The organism is Nostoc sp. 106C (genome assembly GCF_002154725.1).
Lineage (GTDB): Bacteria > Cyanobacteriota > Cyanobacteriia > Cyanobacteriales > Nostocaceae > Aulosira.
The window spans coordinates 17,135-39,396 of the sequence record NZ_MTAW01000139.1 but is presented as its reverse complement, the minus strand read 5'-3'; the positions used below and the strand labels follow the sequence as shown (position 1 = coordinate 39,396).

General features: G+C 39.1%; 19 protein-coding genes. 14 read left to right on the top strand and 5 right to left on the bottom strand.

Annotation, left to right across the window (positions count from 1 at the left end; genetic code table 11):
* Positions 1 to 51: 51 nt before the first annotated feature.
* The 3 genes from BV375_RS21745 to petN all read right to left on the bottom strand — a co-directional run bounded on the left by BV375_RS21745 (position 52) and on the right by petN (position 3,743).
* Positions 52 to 3,201, bottom strand: coding sequence for a GAF domain-containing protein (locus BV375_RS21745; RefSeq protein WP_086764127.1), 3,150 nt, complete (start codon positions 3,199 to 3,201; stop codon positions 52 to 54).
* A 283-nt stretch (positions 3,202 to 3,484) separates the two neighbouring features.
* Complete coding sequence (locus BV375_RS37070; protein ID WP_086764125.1) at positions 3,485 to 3,646, bottom strand: hypothetical protein; 162 nt, start codon at positions 3,644 to 3,646, stop codon at positions 3,485 to 3,487.
* A gap of 7 nt (positions 3,647 to 3,653) precedes the next feature.
* The gene (petN, locus tag BV375_RS21735; protein WP_010998401.1) at positions 3,654 to 3,743 is read right to left on the bottom strand and encodes a cytochrome b6-f complex subunit PetN; all 90 of its coding nucleotides are present in this window, start codon (positions 3,741 to 3,743) and stop codon (positions 3,654 to 3,656) included.
* Between the two features lie 196 nt (positions 3,744 to 3,939).
* Between petN and BV375_RS21730 the strand changes: the two genes are divergently transcribed.
* The 13 genes from BV375_RS21730 to BV375_RS21665 all read left to right on the top strand — a co-directional run bounded on the left by BV375_RS21730 (position 3,940) and on the right by BV375_RS21665 (position 17,934).
* Positions 3,940 to 4,377, top strand: coding sequence for a hypothetical protein (locus BV375_RS21730; RefSeq protein WP_086764131.1), 438 nt, complete (start codon positions 3,940 to 3,942; stop codon positions 4,375 to 4,377).
* Between the two features lie 247 nt (positions 4,378 to 4,624).
* Entirely contained in the window at positions 4,625 to 5,188 is a 564-nt protein-coding gene (locus tag BV375_RS21725) for a 3'-5' exonuclease (protein ID WP_086764123.1), read from the top strand.
* A 65-nt stretch (positions 5,189 to 5,253) separates the two neighbouring features.
* Positions 5,254 to 6,636: a cytochrome P450 gene (locus BV375_RS21720; RefSeq protein WP_086764121.1), complete on the top strand. Its 1,383-nt coding sequence runs from the start codon at positions 5,254 to 5,256 to the stop codon at positions 6,634 to 6,636.
* A gap of 416 nt (positions 6,637 to 7,052) precedes the next feature.
* The gene (locus BV375_RS21710) at positions 7,053 to 8,660 is read left to right on the top strand and encodes a GAF domain-containing SpoIIE family protein phosphatase (protein ID WP_086764117.1); all 1,608 of its coding nucleotides are present in this window, start codon (positions 7,053 to 7,055) and stop codon (positions 8,658 to 8,660) included.
* Complete coding sequence (locus tag BV375_RS21705; RefSeq protein WP_086764115.1) at positions 8,653 to 9,795, top strand: AEC family transporter; 1,143 nt, start codon at positions 8,653 to 8,655, stop codon at positions 9,793 to 9,795. Before BV375_RS21710 ends, BV375_RS21705 begins: the two co-directional genes overlap by 8 nt.
* A 41-nt stretch (positions 9,796 to 9,836) precedes the next feature.
* On the top strand, positions 9,837 to 13,250 hold the full coding sequence (locus BV375_RS21700; RefSeq protein ID WP_086764113.1) for a response regulator: 3,414 nt from the start codon (positions 9,837 to 9,839) through the stop codon (positions 13,248 to 13,250).
* Positions 13,251 to 14,063, top strand: a complete 813-nt coding sequence (locus BV375_RS21695) for a GAF domain-containing protein (protein WP_086764111.1) — start codon at positions 13,251 to 13,253, stop codon at positions 14,061 to 14,063. It abuts the gene before it with no gap.
* Positions 14,064 to 14,081: 18 nt separating this feature from the next.
* Positions 14,082 to 14,855 carry a phosphosulfolactate synthase gene (locus BV375_RS21690; RefSeq protein WP_086764109.1) on the top strand — a complete coding sequence of 258 codons (774 nt, stop codon included), beginning with the start codon at positions 14,082 to 14,084 and terminating at the stop codon, positions 14,853 to 14,855.
* Positions 14,852 to 15,253, top strand: coding sequence for a VOC family protein (locus BV375_RS21685; protein WP_086764107.1), 402 nt, complete (start codon positions 14,852 to 14,854; stop codon positions 15,251 to 15,253). Before BV375_RS21690 ends, BV375_RS21685 begins: the two co-directional genes overlap by 4 nt.
* Positions 15,254 to 15,426: 173 nt before the next feature.
* The gene (locus BV375_RS21680; protein WP_086764105.1) at positions 15,427 to 15,816 is read left to right on the top strand and encodes a response regulator; all 390 of its coding nucleotides are present in this window, start codon (positions 15,427 to 15,429) and stop codon (positions 15,814 to 15,816) included.
* 126 nt (positions 15,817 to 15,942) lie between these two features.
* Entirely contained in the window at positions 15,943 to 16,281 is a 339-nt protein-coding gene (locus tag BV375_RS21675) for a carbon dioxide-concentrating mechanism protein CcmK (protein WP_086764103.1), read from the top strand.
* A 9-nt stretch (positions 16,282 to 16,290) separates the two neighbouring features.
* Entirely contained in the window at positions 16,291 to 17,460 is a 1,170-nt protein-coding gene (locus tag BV375_RS21670; RefSeq protein ID WP_086764101.1) for a pyridoxal phosphate-dependent aminotransferase, read from the top strand.
* A gap of 36 nt (positions 17,461 to 17,496) precedes the next feature.
* Positions 17,497 to 17,934, top strand: coding sequence for a secondary thiamine-phosphate synthase enzyme YjbQ (locus BV375_RS21665; protein ID WP_086764099.1), 438 nt, complete (start codon positions 17,497 to 17,499; stop codon positions 17,932 to 17,934).
* Positions 17,935 to 17,980: 46 nt separating this feature from the next.
* Here BV375_RS21665 and BV375_RS21660 read toward each other — a convergent pair whose 3' ends face one another.
* Together BV375_RS21660 and BV375_RS21655 are read right to left on the bottom strand one after the other, a co-directional pair.
* On the bottom strand, positions 17,981 to 18,724 hold the full coding sequence (locus tag BV375_RS21660; protein WP_243714006.1) for a PEP-CTERM sorting domain-containing protein: 744 nt from the start codon (positions 18,722 to 18,724) through the stop codon (positions 17,981 to 17,983).
* Positions 18,725 to 19,004: 280 nt separating this feature from the next.
* Positions 19,005 to 19,682, bottom strand: a complete 678-nt coding sequence (locus BV375_RS21655) for an SDR family oxidoreductase (protein WP_086764097.1) — start codon at positions 19,680 to 19,682, stop codon at positions 19,005 to 19,007.
* A gap of 1,551 nt (positions 19,683 to 21,233) precedes the next feature.
* Here BV375_RS21655 and BV375_RS21650 point away from each other — a divergent pair.
* Entirely contained in the window at positions 21,234 to 22,148 is a 915-nt protein-coding gene (locus BV375_RS21650; protein WP_086764095.1) for a UbiA family prenyltransferase, read from the top strand.
* The last annotated feature ends 114 nt before the right edge of the window (positions 22,149 to 22,262 follow it).

The following is a 22,262-nucleotide window of genomic DNA, read 5'->3' as shown; positions in this document are numbered from 1 at the left end:
GCATACGCCTTGTGAGCTTTCTTACCACACCCCCCACTTTTAAAACATCCTCTAACTAACCGAATGTTTAATAGGTATTTGTATCCTAAACTCAGAACCTTTACCAGGTTCGGAAAAACATTTGATTTGGCCAGCGTGTTTATCTACAACAATCTGGTAACTAATGTATAGCCCTAAGCCAGTTCCTTTACCAGGTTCTTTAGTAGTAAAGAAAGGGTCAAAAATCCGCGATCGCAGGCTTTCTGGAATGCCACAACCATTATCGGCAATGCGAATCAAGATCGAGTTTTCATCTATTACTTCTGTACAAATCTGAATTTGAGGATTTTCTAAGGTTTTTTCTACCATTACTGATTGTTCTAGAGCATCAATCGCATTGCTGAGAACATTCATCAAAACCTGATTTATCTGAGCAGCATAGCATTGTACTTTTGGTAATTCACCGTATTCTTTAACTACCTCAATAGCAATAAAATCAGCCTGTGGTTTTAGACGGTGTTGTAAAATCAATAAGGTACTCTCAATACCTTCATGGATGTTAACTGGCTTCATTTCCGCTTCATCCAGGCGTGAAAAAGTACGTAATGACAGTACTAATTCACTGATGCGTTCTGCCCCAACAGTCATGGAATTAAGAATTTTAGGTAAGTCTTTCGCAATAAAATCTAAATCCAGTGCTGCTGCTTGCCGTTGAACTTCTGCTTTCGGACTAGGATAATGTTTTTGATAACTATGTAGTAATTTCAATAAGTCTTCAGCGTACTCAGTCACGTGGGTGATGTTGCCATAAATGAAATTAATCGGATTATTAATTTCATGGGCTACTCCAGCAACTAACTGTCCTAAACCAGCCATTTTTTCACTTTGAATCAACTGGCTTTGAGTTTGCTGCAATTCTTGCAGAGTCTCCTTAAGTTCTTCTTTTTGACGCTGAGTCTGTTCCAGTAATTCTGCTTGTTGGAGACCTACTCCTAATTGATTACCAATATGTACTAACAAATCAATTTCATCTTGTCGCCAATCGCGGGGTTTGGTGTTTTGATATGCTGCCAGTAATCCCCAGATTTTCTCACCTTGAAAAATCGGAACAATCATATATGCTCTAGCTACAATTGGTTTGAGTAGAGCAATCTGACTAGTGTAATCTTCAGTGCTATAAATATCTTTAATAACTAAAATTTTACTATTAGCGTAGTCTCTACCTTGGGTTTGTTGCAAATAATCCTTGATAATTAAAGGTACAACTTCCCTATTTGGTGTCCAATTATGGGCTAATGATTCAGCAACAAATTCCACAGTCCAATCAGAGCGGAAGCGATAAATTGTTGCTCGATCAAGTTCTAATAGCCGTCGGACTTCTTGAGTGCTGGTAGCAAAGATCCTATCAAGATCAAGTGACTGGCGAATTTTCTCTACCGTTGCAGCTAATGCCTTCTCCCTTTCGGTAGCTTTGCGTTCTCGTTCCGCAGCTTCCCGTTCTCGTTCCGCAGCTTGAGCTAGTTGCTGTGCTTGTATCTGTACCTGCTTTAAGGTTTCTGCTTGCTGTATTGCTACTCCTAATTGCACACCTACTTGTGCCAGCAAATTGATTTCCTCATCTTGCCAATAACGTGCTTGGGAGTTTTGATAAGCTACCAACAATCCCCAAAGTTTCTCTCCTTGAGAAATTGGTACAAAGACTTCATGACGTGCATATTTGCCTGCTGGCGTTCCTGGTAATAGTACTTGATCTGTTGCAGACTGCGTTCTAGCTGTTGGTGTCCACTCATCAGCAATTGAATCAGCAACAAATTCACCACTCCAATCAGGATAGAAGCGATAGATTGAAACTCTTTCTACTTCTAACAGCCGCCTCACTTCTTGAGTAGTAGCTTTAAAGATAGTGTCAATATCTAAGGACTGACGAATTTTTTCCACAGTATTCGCCAGGGCCCTTTGCCTTTCGGCGGCTTTAGTCAGTTCTGCTGCTTGGGTCTGTAATTGTTGCAAGAACTCGGCTTGCTGCAAAGCTACACCTAGTTGGGTACTAACTTGAGTGAGCAAGTAGACCTCATCTTCTTGCCAATCGCGGCTTCCATTGTTCTGGTAAACAGCTAGCAAACCCCACAGCTTTTGTCCGTGGTAAATAGCAATGATTACATAAGCTCTTGCTTGATAGATCTCTAGAACTTTAATGTAGCAGTCGGTAAACCCAGCGCTATAAATATCATTACAAACACGATACACTTCGCCTCTTGTGAAGCGACCACCGTCTGTATCTTGTAAGTAAGTATCCATGACTGGGATTTCAGCTAAATCTTTGGCGCTACAGTCGCTAACGTTTTCGCCCAACTCTGGACGCTGCAACTGTTCTTGCATCAGGGACTTCCAACCCGCTGCTACTGATTCAAATACAAATTCACCACTCCAATCTGGATGGAAACGGTAGATAGCAACACGGTCAGCATTCAGCAGCTTTCTCAGTTCTTCTGTGCTAGCGCGAAAAATACTTTCCAAATCGAGAAACTGACGAATTTTCTCAATCGTTATAGATATAGTTTTCTGCCATTCTGCTACTTTTGCTCTGGCTGTTGCTTGTGCTAATTGTGCTGATTGTAATTTCGCTTTTTCTAGATAATCTGCCTGTTGCAAGGCTACTCCCAAATGTTCGCCGATGAGTTGCACAAATTCAACTTCAGATGCTTGCCATTGCCGAGGTTCACTACATTGATGAATACACAACAATCCCCATAAATCTTTACCTTTCATCAGGGGGGCAACAATATTGGCGCGTACTTGAAATTTTTCTAAAATCTGGATATGGCAATCACTAATCATGGCTTGATAGATATCGTCCATGACTTTAATTCGACCTTGCTGATAAAGTCCGGCAAAATCCGCAGCAAAGCAGTGGTCACGCAGTTTAGCTTTTAGTGCAGAACTCCATTGCTCTCCTACGTCCTCATAAATAAATTCTCCTTCCCAATCTAATTCAGGATAAAAACGAAACACTCCAACTCGGTCAGTGTTTAGTAACTGACGTACCTCAGTGACTGTAACTTTGAAAATGATGTCTATATCTAGTGACTCGCGAATCCTGGCGATTACTCTAGATAAAGCTTTATGTTTCTCACCTTGGTGGGAAGGTAGTGTCTGTTCTGGCAAATGTTCTTGTGGCGCTGAATTCGGTTGTATAGGTTGTAGCGTAGAGGAGTTTTCCATGCCAAATAGGACTTTAAATGTTGAAAGTCTTCTATATTCAGAATTCCCTGAACCAATCTAAAGGTAACAGCTATCCAAAGATATATGCCTTAAGTAGTAAAATCAACCATAGAAAAGTTCAGTTTATCTATTTTTAGTAATATTAATAACAATATTTTTTAACAATATTTTTATTGCGTAGTTTAGATAATAAATATGACAAGATAGGGACAACGATCGCATCGTGTCCCTACAAAAGCATTTTTGACCCTAGAAACCTAGAGTGTATTATGTCACACAAAAATCATCGCCGCTTGGGAGCGCTGCGCCGGGTTTCGAGTTTTTCATTTTCTTGACGACGGCGATCGCGCCAATCTGCCAAGGTTAAATAACCAACGCCTCCGGTCACTGCGACTAGTAGTAGTATAGCTAGCAATGCCAAAATACTCAGGAATGGGCTTTCCACGATTCCTCTATAGTCCGTTACGACCCCAAACTACCATTGCAATTGACCAAGTGAATACGACCAAGAGTGATACCCAACCCAGTGTCAAAATCGCCATAGTCCCACTTTTAAAATAATTACAAAACGTTTCTAATATTCATCATACTGGGAAAAGGCAGTTGATTAGTCATTGGGCATCTCTGCGGCTGCGCTCAGGGCAGGTGGGCATAGGTCAGTAGTGTGGTTAACTAAAGACTAATGACTCTGCAAAGTGACATTGCACAATTGTGAACAGAATTTTAGAGCCTCAACTGATGGCAGAACGCCTAGAATCGCTGAAAGCTGCGATAATTGGGGGTATTTGCCTGTGTTTAGCCTTCATTATTACTAGTCTTTTGAATACCCTAGTGCTAGCAAAGTATTACCCGACACTCGCAAGTCTAAAGATTGAGCCGCTGAATTTAGATTTTTTGCTAAGTGGGGCGATCGCTTCTTTCTCTGGCTTGCTGTTTGGTGTCACCTACCGCTATATCATCCGCCAAGATAAGAATCCTCAACTGAAAGCTGGTGGTATATTTGCCTTTGGCTTAGTAAGAGGTTTAACTCAGATAGAAATTGGCTGGTATTCTACTGCTACAATCTTGCCTTATTTGGTATTGGCTCTTGAGAGTGTATCGTGGTTTGCAATCGCCGCGATCGCGCTCGATACCGCTATGCAACTTGGTTGGCTTAAACCCTTTGCTTCAACCTAATTTTTCTGCAATTAACTATTGCTTTGTTTCATTAGGTCTCTTGGGTAAATAAATTTATCTTCAGGATTTTAGACCTAGATTTTTAAGCACACTTTGTACTTACCCTTCCGGTGACTATCAATAATAGTAGACTATTTGACTTCGATCTATTATTTATGTAGTATATGTATTATAAAGAAAATATTGGACATAACTGCATTACGAATTTGTAACTCAGTTAAAACTTGACATATTTTTAATGATTTATATGAAAATTAAAACTTACCAATATTATCTAATAGTAGATTTGGAAGCTACCTGTTGTGATGATGGTACAATTCCCAGGCATGAAATGGAAATCATCGAAATTGGTGCAGTAATGCTCAATAGCACAACATGGGAAATTGACTCAGAGTTTCAGCAATTCATCCAACCTGTGAGACATCCGCAACTGACAGCATTTTGTACAAAATTAACTAGTATTCAGCAGCAAGATGTTGAGCAAGCACCCCAATTTTCAGAAGCAATCGTTAGCCTTACAGAATGGATGAAATCATTTCCTAATTATATTTTTTGTTCTTGGGGAAACTACGATAAAAATCAATTTATTCAAGATTGTAAATATCATAATATTCCTTATCCTTTTGCTTTTGAACATAAAAATATTAAAGAGGAATTCTCACAACATCTTGGTGTTTCCAAAAGATTTGGTATGGCACAGGCTCTCCAGCATTTAGGTTTGGAATTGCAAGGCACACATCATCGAGGCATTGATGATGCTCGCAATATAGCGGCTATCTATAGATATATTCAGACCCACGCCCGAAGTTAAGTCAATGGCAAGAGGAAAAAGGTACACTGCATATTTAGCACAGGCAGAAACTAACCTGTTTTTATATGCAATTACCAAATCTTCTAAAAACTCCATCTATTCTCCAAAGGCTCCAATGGGTTGCTGATCCTATTGGATATATGGAAAAAGCAGCGCAACAATATCCTGACATTTTCACAACTGTTCTTCTGAGTTCTCAGGACCCTTGGGTATTCGTAAACCATCCCCAAGCTATTCAAGAAATTTTAATAAATGACCGCAAGAAATTTGCTGCTTTAAGTACAAAAAACAAGATTTTGCAACCGCTAATCGGCGACTATTCAGTGATTATGCTGGATGGCGATCGCCACAAGCGGCGGCGACAGATGGTAATGCCTTCATTTCATGGCGATCGGATGCGTTCCTATGGACAAATCATCTCTAAGATCACTGAAAAAGTGTTGAGTCAGTTACCAACTAACCAGCCGTTCTCAGCTCGAACTGTGATGCAGGATATTTCCTTACAGGTAATTTTAGAAGCTGTATTTGGCTTGTATCAGGGAGAACGTTGCCAACAACTCAAGCATCTAATGGCGTTGATGTCGGATCTATTTCGCTCACCTTTGACTTCTAGCTTCCTCTTTTTTCCCTTTCTGCAACAGGATCTAGGAGCTTGGAGTCCTTGGGGCAAATTTGTGCGCGATCGCGAGCAAATGGATAAATTGCTTTACGCTGAAATTGCTGAACGACGAGAGAAACCTAATTCAAATGGTATTGATATTCTCTCGTTACTGATGTCAGCTAGAGATGAAGAAGGTGAGCCGATGACCGATCAAGAGTTACGGGATGAGTTGATGACTCTGCTATTTGCTGGACATGAAACCACGGCAACAGCAATGGCTTGGGCATTATATTGGACTCATCACCAGCCGGAAGTTCGCGAAAAACTGCTCCGCGAACTCGATACCTTGGGAGACAATCCAGACCCCATGAGTATATTCCGCCTACCGTATCTCACGGCTGTTTGTAATGAAACCTTGCGGATTTACCCAGTTGCAATGTTGACCTTTGCTAGGGTAGTGCAAGAACCTGTGGAATTACTTGGATATTTGTTAGAGCCTGAGACAACAGTTGTCGGCTGTATGTATCTGGTTCATCAGCGTAAAGATTTATATCCAGAACCAAAGCAATTTAAGCCAGAACGCTTTCTAGAACGCCAATTTTCTGCCTACGAATTTATCCCCTTTGGCGGTGGTTCACGTCGCTGTATTGGTGAGGCTTTGGCACAGTTTGAAATGAAGCTAGTGTTAGCGAAAATCCTCTCAGGTTATGATCTGGCGCTAGTTGATAATCAACCAGAGCAACCCAAGCGTCGAGGTGTGACTCTTGCGCCTGCCAATGGTGTCAAAATGGTAATTACAGGAAGGCGTGCGCGTCAAGAATCTCAACTGACTATGGCAAGTACTTGAGGAAAGATGGAGCCAGGGGTGAATCCCTAACTCTTGACAAATGACAAATGACTATTATCTTGCCATTTGATTTAATTGCGTCCTTAATGTAGCTTCTGCGGTATTCACAAAAGTAGTCTTTATCTTGAATGATTGCCTGAGGTATGAGCATAGGAGAGTGTGTGCTTACCCCAGGCATTTTTTTCACAGCAGTACCGATCGCCATAAACTCAATAATGCCACTACCCAACTGATAAACATAAGTTTTGATACCAACTACTTGGTCAGCACCGCATTTACGCGCATTTTCTGCAATGTGGGCGATCGCTGCGAGCTTAAATTATCCTATCTAATTGATTCATCTGTCGTAATATTACCGATTACCAATCAATTATTAGGAGTTATACAGATAATATTAGCATTTTCAAAAACCAGATATGATTCAAATCAGCCTTAAAAAGCTTCTTGCGAAAGAAACAGTGGCTGCTATTGTTAAAAGCACTATCAATGTTTTAGAAAAACCCATAGCAATTTTGGATCATTCTAGCAGATTACTGCTGGGAGAAATTAGCGAAAAGCATACATTTTTATATCCTATAGAAGTCGCACAAGAAGTTATTGGAGCAGTAAGGGGTAGCGAAAATGCTGTTTTGGTAGCATCTTTACTCGTTCATTTAGCAACTCAAGAGATTGAGAAAAAAACCCTTACAAGTGAACTTCTAGATAAATATCGAGAAATTAGCCTTCTTTATAACCTTTCTGAAGAATTATCTGGAAGTCTGGATATTCAAACCGTCGCGAGATTAGTATTTGAAGAAGCGCAAAAACTTATCAAAGCAACAGATGCCTCACTAATATTACTGAATAGAGACACAAAGCATCTGGACATAGTTTTCACATTGGGAACGCGCTATAAACCGCAAACAAGCATAAAGTCTGAGGAAGGCATTGTCGGTAGCGTCGTACATACAGGAAGGGCAGAAATCGTCAATGATGTATTGTCCGATCCTAGGTATGTTAACAGAGAAACTCAAATCAGTTCTCTAATTTGCGCTCCCCTGAAAATTAGAAATGAGGTGATTGGTGCAATCGAACTGAGCAGTAAGCAATTTGCTGAATATACATCAGAAGATCTAAAATTACTTACCACATTAGCTTCACAAGCTGCTGCTGCAATTGAAAATGCAATTCGCCATAAAAATCAGATTAAAGAAGCGATCGCTCGCAGTGAGCTGCAAAAAGGCCAGCAAATGCAGAAAGATTTTCTACCGGAGCGATTACCAGAGATTCCCGGATGGAATTTAGCGGTAGTTTTTGCCCCTGCTCGTCAAGTTGCAGGTGATTTTTATGATGCTTTCTTACTTCCTAATAACCACTTGGGTTTAGTAATTGCTGATGTCTGCGATAAAGGTGTAGGTTCGGCACTGTTTATGGCGCTATTCCGCAGCTTGATTCGGATATTTTCTGGTCAAACATATCTCAGTAGTGATTGTCATCATCCTCAGGAGTCAAACACTCATCGCAATTTTGATTATCAGCATTTAGCTAGTAACTATGATACTAGCAATCCTTTAAAAGCAGTAGAAATGACTAATAATTATGTTGCCCAAAATCATAGTAATTTAAATATGTTTGCCACGCTATTTTTTGGCATTTTAGACATCAATACAGGGCTGTTTAATTATGTCAATGGAGGACATGAATCTCTATTAGTCATTGATACAAAAGGTGTGAAACAACGTCTAAAACCAACTGGTCCAGCAGTTGGTTTTATGCCGAATATGAAATTTAAAATGGAGCAGATTCACCTAGAAGCGGGCGATATTCTTTTTGGATATACGGATGGTGTGCCAGAAGCACGCAACCCTCAAGGAGATTTTTTCACAGAGAATAAATTGTTGTCGATATTAGATAGACCAGCGCTGAAATTTAATAAATTGCTAGAAGAGATTCAAGGTAATTTAATAGCTCATATTGATGAAGCAGACCAATTTGATGACATTACGATGCTAGCAGTACATAGAGAATATTTAACTAATGAATGACTTGGGCTTGCAAAAAGCATTTCCCTTACTATTATTAATTGCTGCTGGCTATTGTCTGCAAAAAAAGTTTCAAGAGGCTGCTGCTGTTGGAGCTTTAAAAACATTTATTGTGAATGCAGCACTGCCAGGAATGATTTTTTTATCAATTTTAGATATTAATACTAAAATAAATCTACTTTACTTAACATTATTAGCGTTAGCAATTAATATTTATTTCTTAGTTTCTGGATTTCTACTTGCACGTCTAATTATTCCGGGTAAAGACCAACGCAAAGCACGTTCACTAATTTTGATTTTTCCATCTTTAGGTACTGGGTTAACCACTTACCCATTTGTAGAAGAATTTTTAGGAAAAACAGGTTTAGCAGAAGTAGCAGTAGCAGATATTGGTAACAAAATGTTTGTGCTGATTGGTCTTTATGCTTTAGCTATGTATTGGTTTTATCAAAGAACGGCTGCGTCTACAAAACAAACAACTCGATGGCACAAAGTAATTTTGGGGTTATTAAACGAACCGATGAATATAGCTATTATTTTAGGATTATTCTTGGTAATGTTTAAGCTCAATAATGCAGTGCCACCTCTGGCTCTAGAGGCAGTGAAAAAATTGGCAGCTTGTGGTACTCCACTGATTCTCTTTTTTGTAGGTGTTTCTCTGAATCTTAGGGGTTTGGAACTAAAAACAATCGGGACTGTATTGTTGCTGCGATCGGGGTTGGGATTTTGGTTTAGTGCAGTGGCGATCGCACTTATTCACTCCAGTTCTGGAATTAATCTCCTGCTCATAGCTATTTTGCCACAAGCGGGTTTAAGCGTCTGGCCTCTAATTTATGCTTCTCAAATCAACACCCAAGAAATCCAGCAGATGCAAGGCGAAAACCTCCGCCGCACGACAACTTTTGATACAGAATTTGCCTTGGGTTTATTAGCGATGTCGATTCCCTTCTCGATCTGCATCATTTTATTTGTTTTATGCCAAGGCAGCTTCTTTACTACTCCGCAACATTTATGTCTTGTTGGAGGTTTAGTTTTGATAGCTGCTGTATCTTTACAATTTGGCTGGGAATTTGTTAAATCAAAATCCCTGATTTTTGAGCATAAAAATATATTAAAACCTGGCAACAGCGATAGTTAGTTTTAAATTTTTATTCTGAGAGTCAAAAGGGTATCAAAATTATGTCTAATTGGTGCAAACTGAAATTTTGGCAGCACAGATATAAATACCCGTGGCAGTCTCGCCGCTATGTTTCCTTGTTATTAATTGCTGGGACTATTTTAGTAGTAGGAACAACTGCTGTAGCCAGCTACTGGTTTGTACGGAAACTCATATTAGAAGGCTTGCAAGAAAATGCCTTGTTGCGCGTACAGAAGGCAGGATATGAAATCGATCAGTGGCTAGCAACGCTGTTAGCGCAAGTAGAACTTGTGGCAAATAGTCAAGCGGTACGCAGTTTAGATTGGTCACAAGCAGAGCCGTATTTGCAACTGGAAGTCAACCACTTGCCAGATATGAATTCATTTTTGCTGGCTTTACCAGATGGCTCTTACTACACCACTAAAGCTGGTTTCGTGAAGGATAAAAATATTAGCGATCGCCGCCACTTTCAACGAGCAATAACAGGAAAAAGCCTTGTAGACGATCCTGTTATTTCTCGCTCTACAGGTATCCGCCATGTCAACATTGCCGTACCGATTTGGTCAGTGTCACCTTTGCGGCACACTCCACTGGATGCCAAAGCTGCTACGATTCGTGCTCGTAGTTTGCAAGCATTAGGCTTTTCTACTGCTGCTGACCAAAACCCCAAACCGATTGGCGAACTCTCTGGTCAAGTGGCCGTAGACCGAATTTCTCAAGTAATCGCCGCTACTCACTTTAGCCAAGGTAGTTACGCCTTTGCCCTGGATTCCCAAGGATTTCCCATCGCTCACCAGGATAAAACTATCGACCAAAAAAAAAGCTTCTTTAATGCACCAGATCCAGTGTTAGCAAAAATTGCCCAAAATATGGTTAATGGCAACCACGGAACTCAACTGGTGCATTTGCAGGGACAGAAAAGCTCGGTTTACGTAGCCTATGCACCTCTCAAACATGCCAAGTGGTCGGTGGCATTAGTGATTCCTCGTGAGAAGCTAGAAGAAAATCTTTATGCTCTGAACCTGCTGGCGGTAGTAGTGGGAGGTTTGTTGGTATTAGCCACCATTACAGCCACACGCCAAATCAAAGCCTTTGAGCGCACCCGTGCCCAAGCCGAGCAGGAGGCGCTGGTGAATCGCATCACAGCTCGCATTCGGGAGTCTTTGGATCTTCAAACCACCTTGCAAACTACGGTGAATGAAGTTGCCAATCTCCTTGATCTCAACCGCGTTATGTTTGGTTGGTATAACCGAGAAAACCGCAGTCTGGAAGTCACCTGCGAACATCGTTTGCCAAATCTGGCAGCAATCACCGGAATTTTGAGTTTGGAATACTTTGGCGACCTGGCTGATCGCCTCGCTCAAAAGCAGATCGTGCGTTGCAGCAAGGTAAATGTTGACTCTGCTAGCCAGCAAGCGCAAATCGGTAGTTGTCTGGCTTTACCTGTATTAATTCCTGACAATCTACACCACGGTTATTTGATCTGCTCTCGCGCTCATGCTTGGGTGTGGCAGGATTGGGAAGTTGAACTGTTGGAAGTTGTAGCCGACCAAGTAGCGATCGCTATCAAACAGGCACAACTTTATAGCCAAACTCAAGAACAGTTTGAGATCGTCAGTAACCAAGCCGAACAATTAACGGCTACCACAACCCAATTACAAGATACCTTAGGGTACGTGAGCGCTATTATTAAAAGCCTGGGAGATGCTTTGCTAGTCGTAGACCCCGATGGCAAGATTGCTCAGTACAACCCGGCGCTCACCAGCTTTTTGGAGGTAGCAGACGAAAATTTAGTTGGTGTTGACGCACAAACACTGTTTAATGGTGCGATCGCTAAACTCGTAGCCTTAACTAGTAGCAAGTGTCAGGAAATGTTCACTGCTGAGGTAGAACTGGCTCAAGGACGCACTGGTAAAGCTGTAGCCACAGCTATCCTCAAAGACTCGCCACAAAACGGTGACAGCAGCTACATTGGTTCAGTAATTTTAATCCGAGATATTACTTTTGAGAAAGAAGTAGATCGGATGAAGACGGACTTTATTTCTACCGTCTCCCATGAATTGAGGACTCCCCTCACCTCTGTAATTGGCTTTGCCAAATTAATTAAGAAAAAACTCGACGAAACTTTATTTCCTTTAGTATCTGCCGACGATAAAAAGATACAGCGTTCCATGCGGCAGGTGTCAGAAAACGTCAACATCATCATTTCAGAAGGTGAGCGGCTAAAATCCCTGATTAACGACATCCTCGACTTAGCAAAAATCGAGGCCGGGAAGGTGCAGTGGAATATGCAATCTCTCTGTGTACAAAAGATGCTAGACCAAGCGTTTGCTGCTACCACTGCTCTGTTTGAACAAAAAGGTTTACAACTAATCCCAGAGATAGAACCAGAATTACCAGAAATTATTGGCGATCGCGAGCGTCTGATTCAAGTAGTCATTAATCTCATCTCTAATGCTGTCAAATTTACAACCACAGGTTTTATTATCTGCCAAGCAAAACTTATAGGGCAAGAAATAATTATCAGCATTATCGATAGTGGTATTGGTATTGCAAAAGAAGACCAAGCCAAAGTCTTTGAAAAATTTAAACAAGTAGGTGATACTCTCACGGATAAACCCCAAGGTACTGGTTTAGGACTACCCATTTCTAAAGAAATTATCGAACATCATAGTGGGCGAATTTGGGTTGACAGCGAAATCGGTAAAGGAAGTAATTTTTCATTTAGCTTACCCATTCCCCTTGCACCAATCAGGGGTGTCAAAACTATCGATTTAGAAAGTTTAATTCAGCAATTAAATTTCCCAACGTCTCTTCCTAGTAATGTTTCTGACAATGAGCAGAAAACTATTCTGATTGTTGATGATGAAGCTGCAATGCGAGAACTTGCTAAACAATATTTAAGTTCCGAAGGCTACAAAATTGTCGAAGCCAACGATGGTTTAGAGGCTATTGAATTAGTCAAACAAGAGCTTCCAGATTTGATCGTACTGGACGTGATGATGCCAAGAATGAACGGGTTTGATACAGCCGCAGTCCTCAAAAATGACCCGCATACTATGCATATTCCCATTATTATTTTGTCAGTTGTAGAAGACGAAAATCGTGGTTATGCACTTGGGGTAGACCGATTTTTAAATAAACCTATTAATGCTGAAGAACTGCTGAAGGAAGTAGCTATCTTGATGTCTTTTGGACGCTCGCAAAAGCGAGTTCTAATTGTAGATGAAAATGTTCCTACCAGCAAAACCTTAGCTGAAGCCTTACGGACAAAAGGTTTCAGTATTGTAGAAGCTCTCAATTATCAAGATTCTATTGAAAAAGCCATGTCTGACAGACCTGATTTAATTATTGTAGATTCCTTAATTTCGTCTCGTCATAGTCTGGTCAAAACCTTACGATTTGAGAAGGGTTTAGAAAATCTATTTTTTATACTCTTGGAGGATAAAAAGTAAATGAAAACTTTGAATATAAAAAAGTTACTATCTCAAACAGAAATATTATTTATTGTCCAAGAGATGTTAAATATTGTGAACAACACTGTAGGTATATATGATGATAGTAAGCAATTTTTACTAGGTAAAAAACAAGAAAATTTTTCAGTATCAATACCCATTGAAATAGAAGATTTAGTTATTGGTTGGGTTCAAGGAGATTTTAGGGCTACTGCAATTGCATCCCTGTTAACCTATTTAGCAAATCGGGAAATAGAGCGCAAAAAACTGGCTAAAGAAGCACTGGATAAATATCAAGAGATTAATCTCATCTATAGTATTTCTGATAAACTAACTGCTAATTTAAAATTACAAGAAGTTACCCAGATTATCATTGAAGAAATCAAAAAGAGAATTGCTGCGACTAGTGGAGCAATTATGCTCCTCGATCGAGACAAACGGCAATTAGAAATTATTTCTGCATTCGGTCAGCAATATCACCACAAATCAACTTTAATACCAATCACTGGAATTATCGGTCATGTACTTCTTGAAGGTAGAGGCGAAATTGTCAATGATGTCCTTTCCGATCCGAGATTTGTTCAGATAAGTGACCCCCTTAACTCGCTAATTTGTGTGCCACTACTGAGTAAAGATAAAGCGATTGGTGTTATTAGTATTAGCAGTGAAAAATCTACTTTTTACAAAGCAGCAGACCTCAAAATAATCAAGGCTTTAGCTACTCAAGTAACATCAGCGATCGCTAATGCTATTCTCCATGAAAAGATGCTGCAAGAACAACAAGTTATTAGCAAAATGGAACGATATTTTTAAATTAAGGTGTATTTTAAGATGAATATTTTTCTTGATCTCCCATTACGCACAAAAAAGAATAGACAAGCTGGACTAACAATTTTAATTGATAATGGTGTTCCCACTGGATATTTTGCTGATGTGATTAATAGCCATAGAGAGTTCATTGATATTGTCAAATTTGGCTGGTGTAGTTCTTTAATCACAAAAGATATTTATCAAAAAATTGAATTTCTGCAATTAAATGGAGTGCAATTTTATTTTGGCGGAACTTTCTTTGAAAAATGTCTGACTCAAGACAAGCTGAATAATTTTTATGAGTATCATAAGTATTTTGGCTGCACTCATATGGAGATCTCTAATGGCACTATCGACCTCAGCAACCGTGAAAAAGCTAAATATATTGCGGAGTTATCCCTAGAGTTTACTATCTTTAGTGAAGTGGGTTACAAAGATGCAGAAAAATCTCAAGAATTATCTGCAAATAATTGGGTGGAATATATCTGGCAAGATTTAGAAGCGGGTGCAACCAAAGTAATTACCGAAGCCAGAGAAAGTGGCCGATCTGGTATATGCCAAAAAAACGGGGAATTGCGGTATGGAATTATATCTGAGATTCTTAATTCTGGGATTAACGCAGAAAATCTTATTTTTGAAGCTCCAACTAAAGATTTACAAACATACTTTATTACTAAAGTAGGAGCAAATGTAAATTTAGCTAATATTAGCTTCGATCAGGTTCTGAGTTTAGAAAGTCTTAGATTAGGATTGAGGTCGGATACATTACTTTTATTTGAAGGCGCTTTAGTATGAAAAGTCCAGAGAATGTCTTTCATTTAGCAATTCCTTGTAAAGAACTTGAAGAGACAGTAGATTTTTATGTAAATAAACTCGATTGTCAGTTGGCTCGTAGGTATTCAGATCGCGCCACGTTCAATTTTTTTGGCGAGCAATTAGTTTGTCACCTTTCTCCAGAAAAAATCGACCAAAATCCCCAAATTTATCCTCGACATTTTGGCATTACTTTTAAAAACAAAAGTGATTTTGAATATTTGCTTAATTTGGTTGAGCAACGACAGATTGTACTCTTCCAGAAACTCATGGTAAGGTTTGCAAACAAACCAGAAGAACATATAACATTCTTCTTAAAAGACCCGTCTAATAATTTATTAGAATTTAAATATTATTTAAATTCAGAGATGATGTATTGACAGAACAATAGCTCAGATGCCATAGTATTAGCCTAATTTTATTTAAAATAAAAATGTCATCCATATTTTCAGATATCTGAGCAATCTTGGCATATTCATCTGTTTTGTATGTCGTCTATAGCTGATAAAAAAATAGAAAGTTATATATTATATAACCAAAAATAGGGGTAATTATGAGTAAAAAAATTTTAATTGTGGATGATGAAGTACATATCCGGTTGTTGCTAGAGCAAACCCTGGAAGAATTGGAAGATGCAGGAGTAGAGTTACTAGTTGCCGAGAACGGAGAGGTAGGCTTGGAAAAAATTAAATCTGAACAACCTAATCTCGTATTTTTAGATGTAATGATGCCAAAGCTCAGTGGATTTGATGTTTGTAATGAAGTGAAAAATGTTCTGGGTATGAAAGATATTTACATCATTATGCTGACGGCTAAAGGGCAGGAGTTTGACCAACAAAAAGGTAAAGAAGTAGGCGCAAATCTATACTTAACTAAGCCTTTTGACCCCGATGAAGTATTGGAAAAATCGCAAGAAGTTCTAGGTCTTGTATACGAACTATAGCTAAAGTAAAATACCTGCGATCGCCACGATTTTTAGGTGTAAAGAACCTAACACACAGTGCAAATTGGACGCACATTAGCTTAACCAACAGGTGATAGGATTTAGATTGTATTACTTGTTAGCAGTATGACACTGGCACTTGGCATGATTGAAGTTTATGGCATTCCCGCAGCAGTGGAAGCCGGAGATGCTATGTGTAAAGCTGCCCGTATCACTCTTGTTGGTTATGAAAATACTGATTTGGGGCGGATTTCAGTGTTAATTCGAGGACAAGTGGGTGAGGTAAATGTTGCCGTGTCCGCAGGTTTAGAGGCGGTGAGGCGAGTTAATGGTGGCGAGGTGCTTTCGCATCATATAATTCCGCGTCCCCATGAAAATTTAGAATATGTGTTACCGATTCATCGCAGTACCAATGTTGAGCAGTTCAGTGCCGATATCCGGTTTCCACCGCCTCTATCAGCTTAAAAAATTCCTATGGAACCCCTAACATCTCGTATGCAGGCGGTACAATCGCCAATCATTCCTGTTGTTGGGGAACTGATTAACAACTCCCCCGGAACCATTTCTTTAGGACAAGGTGTGGTTTCTTACAGTCCTCCACAGTCAGCAATAGAGTTTTTAGCCAAATTCCTCGCGGAACCTACTAACAATTTATATAAAGCAGTTGAGGGAATTCCGCCGTTAGTAGCAACATTAGCCACAAAGTTACAAGCTTTTAATAGCATTGAAATTAACGAAGAAAACTGCATAGTTGTCACGGCTGGGAGCAACATGGGGTTTATGAACGCCATTCTGGCAATCACCAGCCCAGGCGACGAAATTATTTTGAATAAGCCCTACTATTTCAATCATGAAATGGCCATTACAATGGCGGGTTGTCGTCCGGTGTTAGTAGAAACGGATGAAAATTATCAACTGCGTGTTGAAGCGATCGCCCAAGCAATTACTCCCAAAACACGGGCTATAGTCACAATTTCCCCCAATAATCCCACAGGCGTGGTGTATTCGGAAACAGCATTGCGGGAAGTTAATCAAATTTGTGGCACTCGCGGCATTTATCACATTAGCGATGAAGCCTATGAATACTTTACCTATAACGGAGTTAAGCACGTTTCTCCTGGTAGTTTTGCTGGCAGCAGCGACTACACCATTTCTCTTTACAGCCTTTCTAAAGCTTATGGTTTTGCTAGTTGGCGTATAGGTTATATGGTGATTCCCCAACACCTGCTAGTTGCTGTCAAAAAAGTCCAAGATACGATTTTGATTTGTGCGCCAGTCATTTCTCAGTATGCAGCTTTGGGGGCATTGCAAGCAAAAGACGAGTATTTAAAAGAAAATATTGGTGCGATCGCTCAAGTGCGACAATTGGTGCTGGAATCTCTCAATCGCTTACAAGGCTTGTGTACTATTACCCCTGCTGATGGCGCTTTCTATTTTTTCCTAAGAGTTCATACCCAAATCAATGCCTTTGAGTTAGTTAAAAGATTAATTCAGGAACATCAAGTAGCAGTTATTCCCGGTACTACCTTTGGCATGGAAGATGGATGTTATCTGCGGGTTGCTTACGGTGCGCTGCAACAAAAGACAGCAACAGAAGGTATCGCACGATTAGTTCAAGGCTTGCAAACGATATTGGGGAATTAGTCAATATTTAGTGAATATAAAAATTAAATTGAAGATATGGCAATTATCAATAAGCTAATTGAAATCGCAACTGATGAAGGAATAAATATTCATAACATCACCCCAAAAATTCAGGATTTGATTGCTTCCACATCGATTCAAAATGGACAAGCTCTAGTCTTTTCTCGTCATACGACAACAGCTTTAGCTATCAATGAAAATGAAGAACGCTTATTAGAAGATATCAAAGTCTTTTTACGGAAATTAGCACCGGAATCTGAGCGATACTTACATAATGATTTGCATTTAAGGGATGTACCGGAAGATGAACCAATAAATGCTCACTCTCACTTAATGGCTATGATGTTAACCACTAGCGAAGTTATTCCAATTGTCGATGGCAAATTAGCCTTGGGAACTTGGCAATCAGTATTATTTTTTGAGTTAGATGGCCCGCGTAAACGTACGGTATTCGTGCAAATTTTTGGCGAGTAGCTCAGATATAAGGTGGGTATGATGCCTCTTAATCTACCAATAACTCTTATCTACGTTGGCGTCTTCTCAAAATAACGCCTGAAACACCAACAGCTAATAAAGCCAAAGTAGGAGTTGGTTCCGGAACTGTAACAATGCTCACCCTATTGATGCCCAAAGCGCGATTTGGCACAGAACTGCTAAAAACAAGACGTGAGATATTGGCGGTGTCACTGCGAATCCCTAGGAATGATGCAGAATTATCAAGTGATAGTGAGGAAGTTCCTGGTATTGAGAAGCTACCCAGGAGGTTATCCGCTTGATCGAAAGCTGAGATCAATGCTGTAAAATCTGGAGTATCATCTACAGTTATCTGAGTACCAGCACCGAAAACAGGTTGTGCAAAGCTAATGGTTATAGGACCAGGGTTGCCAACAGCAGGAAATGTACCTGGTTGCAAACCAGTGAATAAGACAAAATCTCCATCGTCAAAGTTAGTCGGAATACCCTTAGGAAAAGAAGTGGTTTGAAAGACAAATGGTGGAGTAACGCCAGTAAGATTAGGTATATCCACAGTTAGACCTAATCCATGTTGAGATGTTGTTAGAAAAGAGTTAGGCAGAAAAGCCGATGGGTTAGGATTAAGAGGGTTGAAGACTTTACCCAAACTCGACCAATCAATTTGGTCATTACTTTCTAAAGCAGCGCGTGAAGTTACTAATGTAGCTGCTTTAACTTGTAATGGCAGAATTGCTATGAAAGCTGTGATTGCTAAATTCATAGCAATGGCAGGTAAATGTTTGCTTGACACTTTTACGAATTTATTTGTAGCTAATGTCACTAAACTTACCTCGTACTATTGCATCATCTAATAGCGAGAATTATCCTTAATCCTCCAACAAAGTGAGTGGCATGATGATGAATTTATCTTAAAGTTGTAGTGAAATTACTGAGTATTTGTAGAATAACAGCAGAAAACTCCAGCTAGAACGAAAGTCAGCGATCGCTCCTGTTATATCGTGTTGATTAGTATGATTTCACGAGAAATGCGATCGCCAGAGTAATTGGTTCAGATAGGATCGCATCAGGAACTAATCTAATCTGAATTCTACAAATTCTGGTTGTCCAAATAACTGATTTTTATCTATTGCTGATAAGACTTTATTATTAGTACTGTCAGAATTTAAAGCACGGACAACTAACTGCGCTACATCTGCACGATGAATACTACCAACAACCCGCGGATCTTCAGTTAGAACTCCATTGCCAGTTGGAGGTTCCGACTTTAGCCCACCGGGACGGATGATGGTATAAGTGAGTCCACTGGCAATCAGATATTGTTCAGCCTTATCTTTTTCTACCAGAATTTCTCTCAAGGCTGCCAAAGCTTGAGGAGATAAAGCACCAACACTATTCCCCGCTCCAATGGAAGAAACAAGAATAAACTTTTGTACCCCAGCTTTGAGCGCTGCATCAATCAGATTTTTATTACCAGGGTAATCAGGCCTGTCAGTGTCATCAGGTAAACCACCCAAAGTACTGATAATAGTATGGATAGGTTCATCTGTAAGGATTGCACGTTCTACATCACCTACATTCAAGGCATCTCCAAAAACCACCTGAATACCTAATGCTTTTAGTTCAGCCGCCGCAGTCTCCTTTCTCAGCAAGGCTTTGGCTTTTAGCTGTTGTGCTGTTACAGATTTCGCAATTTCTCGACCAACACCACGACTTGCCCCTGCCAGAAAAATGTAAGATGTCATTGTCATAGCTTACTGTTATTTTTCTTTAACGACTGAATTGCTGATGTTTCAAGGATTTTATCAAAGGATGGACAGCATTTAGCAACTACTTAAGTAGCTAAGATACCTCTAAAATGCGTAGTATTTTTGCTAAAACATATCTTGATTACAGATTGCTATAGCGGATATTTATTTACTAGTTTAATTTAATACTTAAGATAGATGCTCTTTTATATATCTGTAATTGGGTAGAGAATTATGCCTCACATTTATTCAGGAAAAACCAACCCTCTCCTATTATTTCCTGGAGTAATGCCTCATCACAAAAGTATTTTGCTTTAAGCATAAATACTGCATCCGTCCTCAGCTTTATCAGATCCTTAAGGTTTGCCTTGTATAAGTACTGGTAAGCACAACTCACACTTTATCTACGCGATACATTGATTATGTCAAGAAAATTTGACATTTCAGTATTTATATTTAATTAAAGATGTAAATTCAGTAACTTAAATAGATTAATCTAATTTATAATAAAATCTAAAAATTATAAGTAAAAGTTGAGCTTTTTGTAATTGAATAAACATAATATTAAGTACAAACAAAGTACATTTTTTAACATAAATTTAATTAGATGTATATATGTAAAGCTTTTCAGTCCAAGAGTTACAAGATATCAATCTTAATGCAAATATTGTGATTTTTATTACAACGTATTTGATAACTTTATTTATTATTAGTAATTACAGAGAATTACGGATACTTTTTTTAATTAAAAATTAAACAATAATTGCATAGATTAATTTTTGGAATTTTAAATTATGCACATTACACACTCCCAGCAGTAGAAGTAAATATTATTTACAAACTGTTGGAAGGGTAGTATGGAATTTAATTTTCGCCCCAAAATATCGCTTAATGGTTATTAAGAGATTAAAATGTTCTGTGTGACTGAAATTAGTATTGTCATTGTGCATTTGTATCTCCAAGTGATTAAGTAGTAACTAGTTTTCTTTGCTAAATAATTAGCTTTTTTCTGTTAAGGCTATATGTTCATGTTCTAGAACAATATGCTTACTTATGGGTGCCTCACTTTAATTTCTAGAACAAAAGTAAACATATAAGGCTACTATTCGAGTTGGGTGCAACTCTTTTTAGAGGACAATTTTTGCTTTGGTATAAAGTCTTAATTGCATACTTAACAAGAGTTTGAGTTCGTAAATCTTCTAGGAATAGTTTCGCTCAAATTTTAAAAACGATCTTTATTTTTAGGCTTTAGTAACCCATTACATAAGAATGGGAGTAAAAGTGTTTATTTCTTGTGTTAGCGTAGCCACTCCTCCGGAGTATCGCTTAAATAAGTCCAAAATAAGCCGATAAGCAAAAGGTCTATATGGAAGGAGATTGAAGATTGTATTACAAATTTAGTATTACGGCTTCCTAAAAGAGCCGCACCCTTGTGATTAACCATATACGACTTAAATAAGCATTTTTCAAGATGCCTATTTGAGATAAATCATGCTTAAAAATACTAGAGAGCCTACTTTGATTTAACACTACTTTGAGTCGTGAGTATAGCTTATGAATACACACACAAAAGCATTAATTTCACCGCTATTTGTGTTAACACGCATTTGTCGGAATTTGCTGTACGAACTATTTCTAATGTGGCAATTCATATGGCGTGATTACTCAAGCGCCTTGCTACCTGGATTACTATTTTTAATAGCTGCTTGGAAAGTTAATTTATTATCTTTAAATGAATTACCCTTGCAAATAGGCCGCGGCATTATTTATTTTTGGTTGTACATTTTGTCATTTTGTATTGCAAACCAAATTGTTGGCATAGAAGAAGATAAGCTTAATAAACCTAATCGCCCACTTGTTACAGGGCTTGTCTCTGTTCATGCAGCTTTTATAAGGTGGGTTGTCAGCATGATTTTGTTTTCGTTGGTAGGTTGGTGGTTTGGGGTTTTAGAGTGGGCACTACTTTGGCAAATCTGCATTATTCTGAATAACTTTGGTAGCTGGGACAAGCACTGGATTACCAAAAATATTATGATGGGAGTTGGTACCGTTGCTCTACTTGCAGCGGCTTATCAACTAGTAGCACCTTTGTCTCCTATTGCATGGCGTTGGATTTTAATGTTGGCTGGTGTGTGGCTAACCATATCTGCTGTTCAGGATCTGCGAGATATTGAAGGCGATCGCGCTATTGGTAGAAATACATTGCCAATTGCTTTTGGAGAAACTGCAAGTCGAGTAATACTGAGTTTGGGCTTTGCATTGTTGCCATTCGCGACTCATTTATTATTAATGATGCCTGTAGGAATAACGGTAAAAGTATTACTTTGTGATATAGGTCTTGCAGTTTTGAGTTTGACAGTTGCAGTACGTATTATCTTATATCGTTCTCCACAGTCAGATCATCGCACTTATATGCTATTTACCTACTGGTTTTGTCTAACACTAGCTAGTGCAATCTTCATCCTTTAAACTTACTTGTTTAAGGAGGTCAAATTTGAAAAATGTAAGATAGATTATTTGCGATTACTTTGCTCCGCTGCGTTACGCTCGTAATGGCATTTCACCTTTAATTATTTTGAGCTA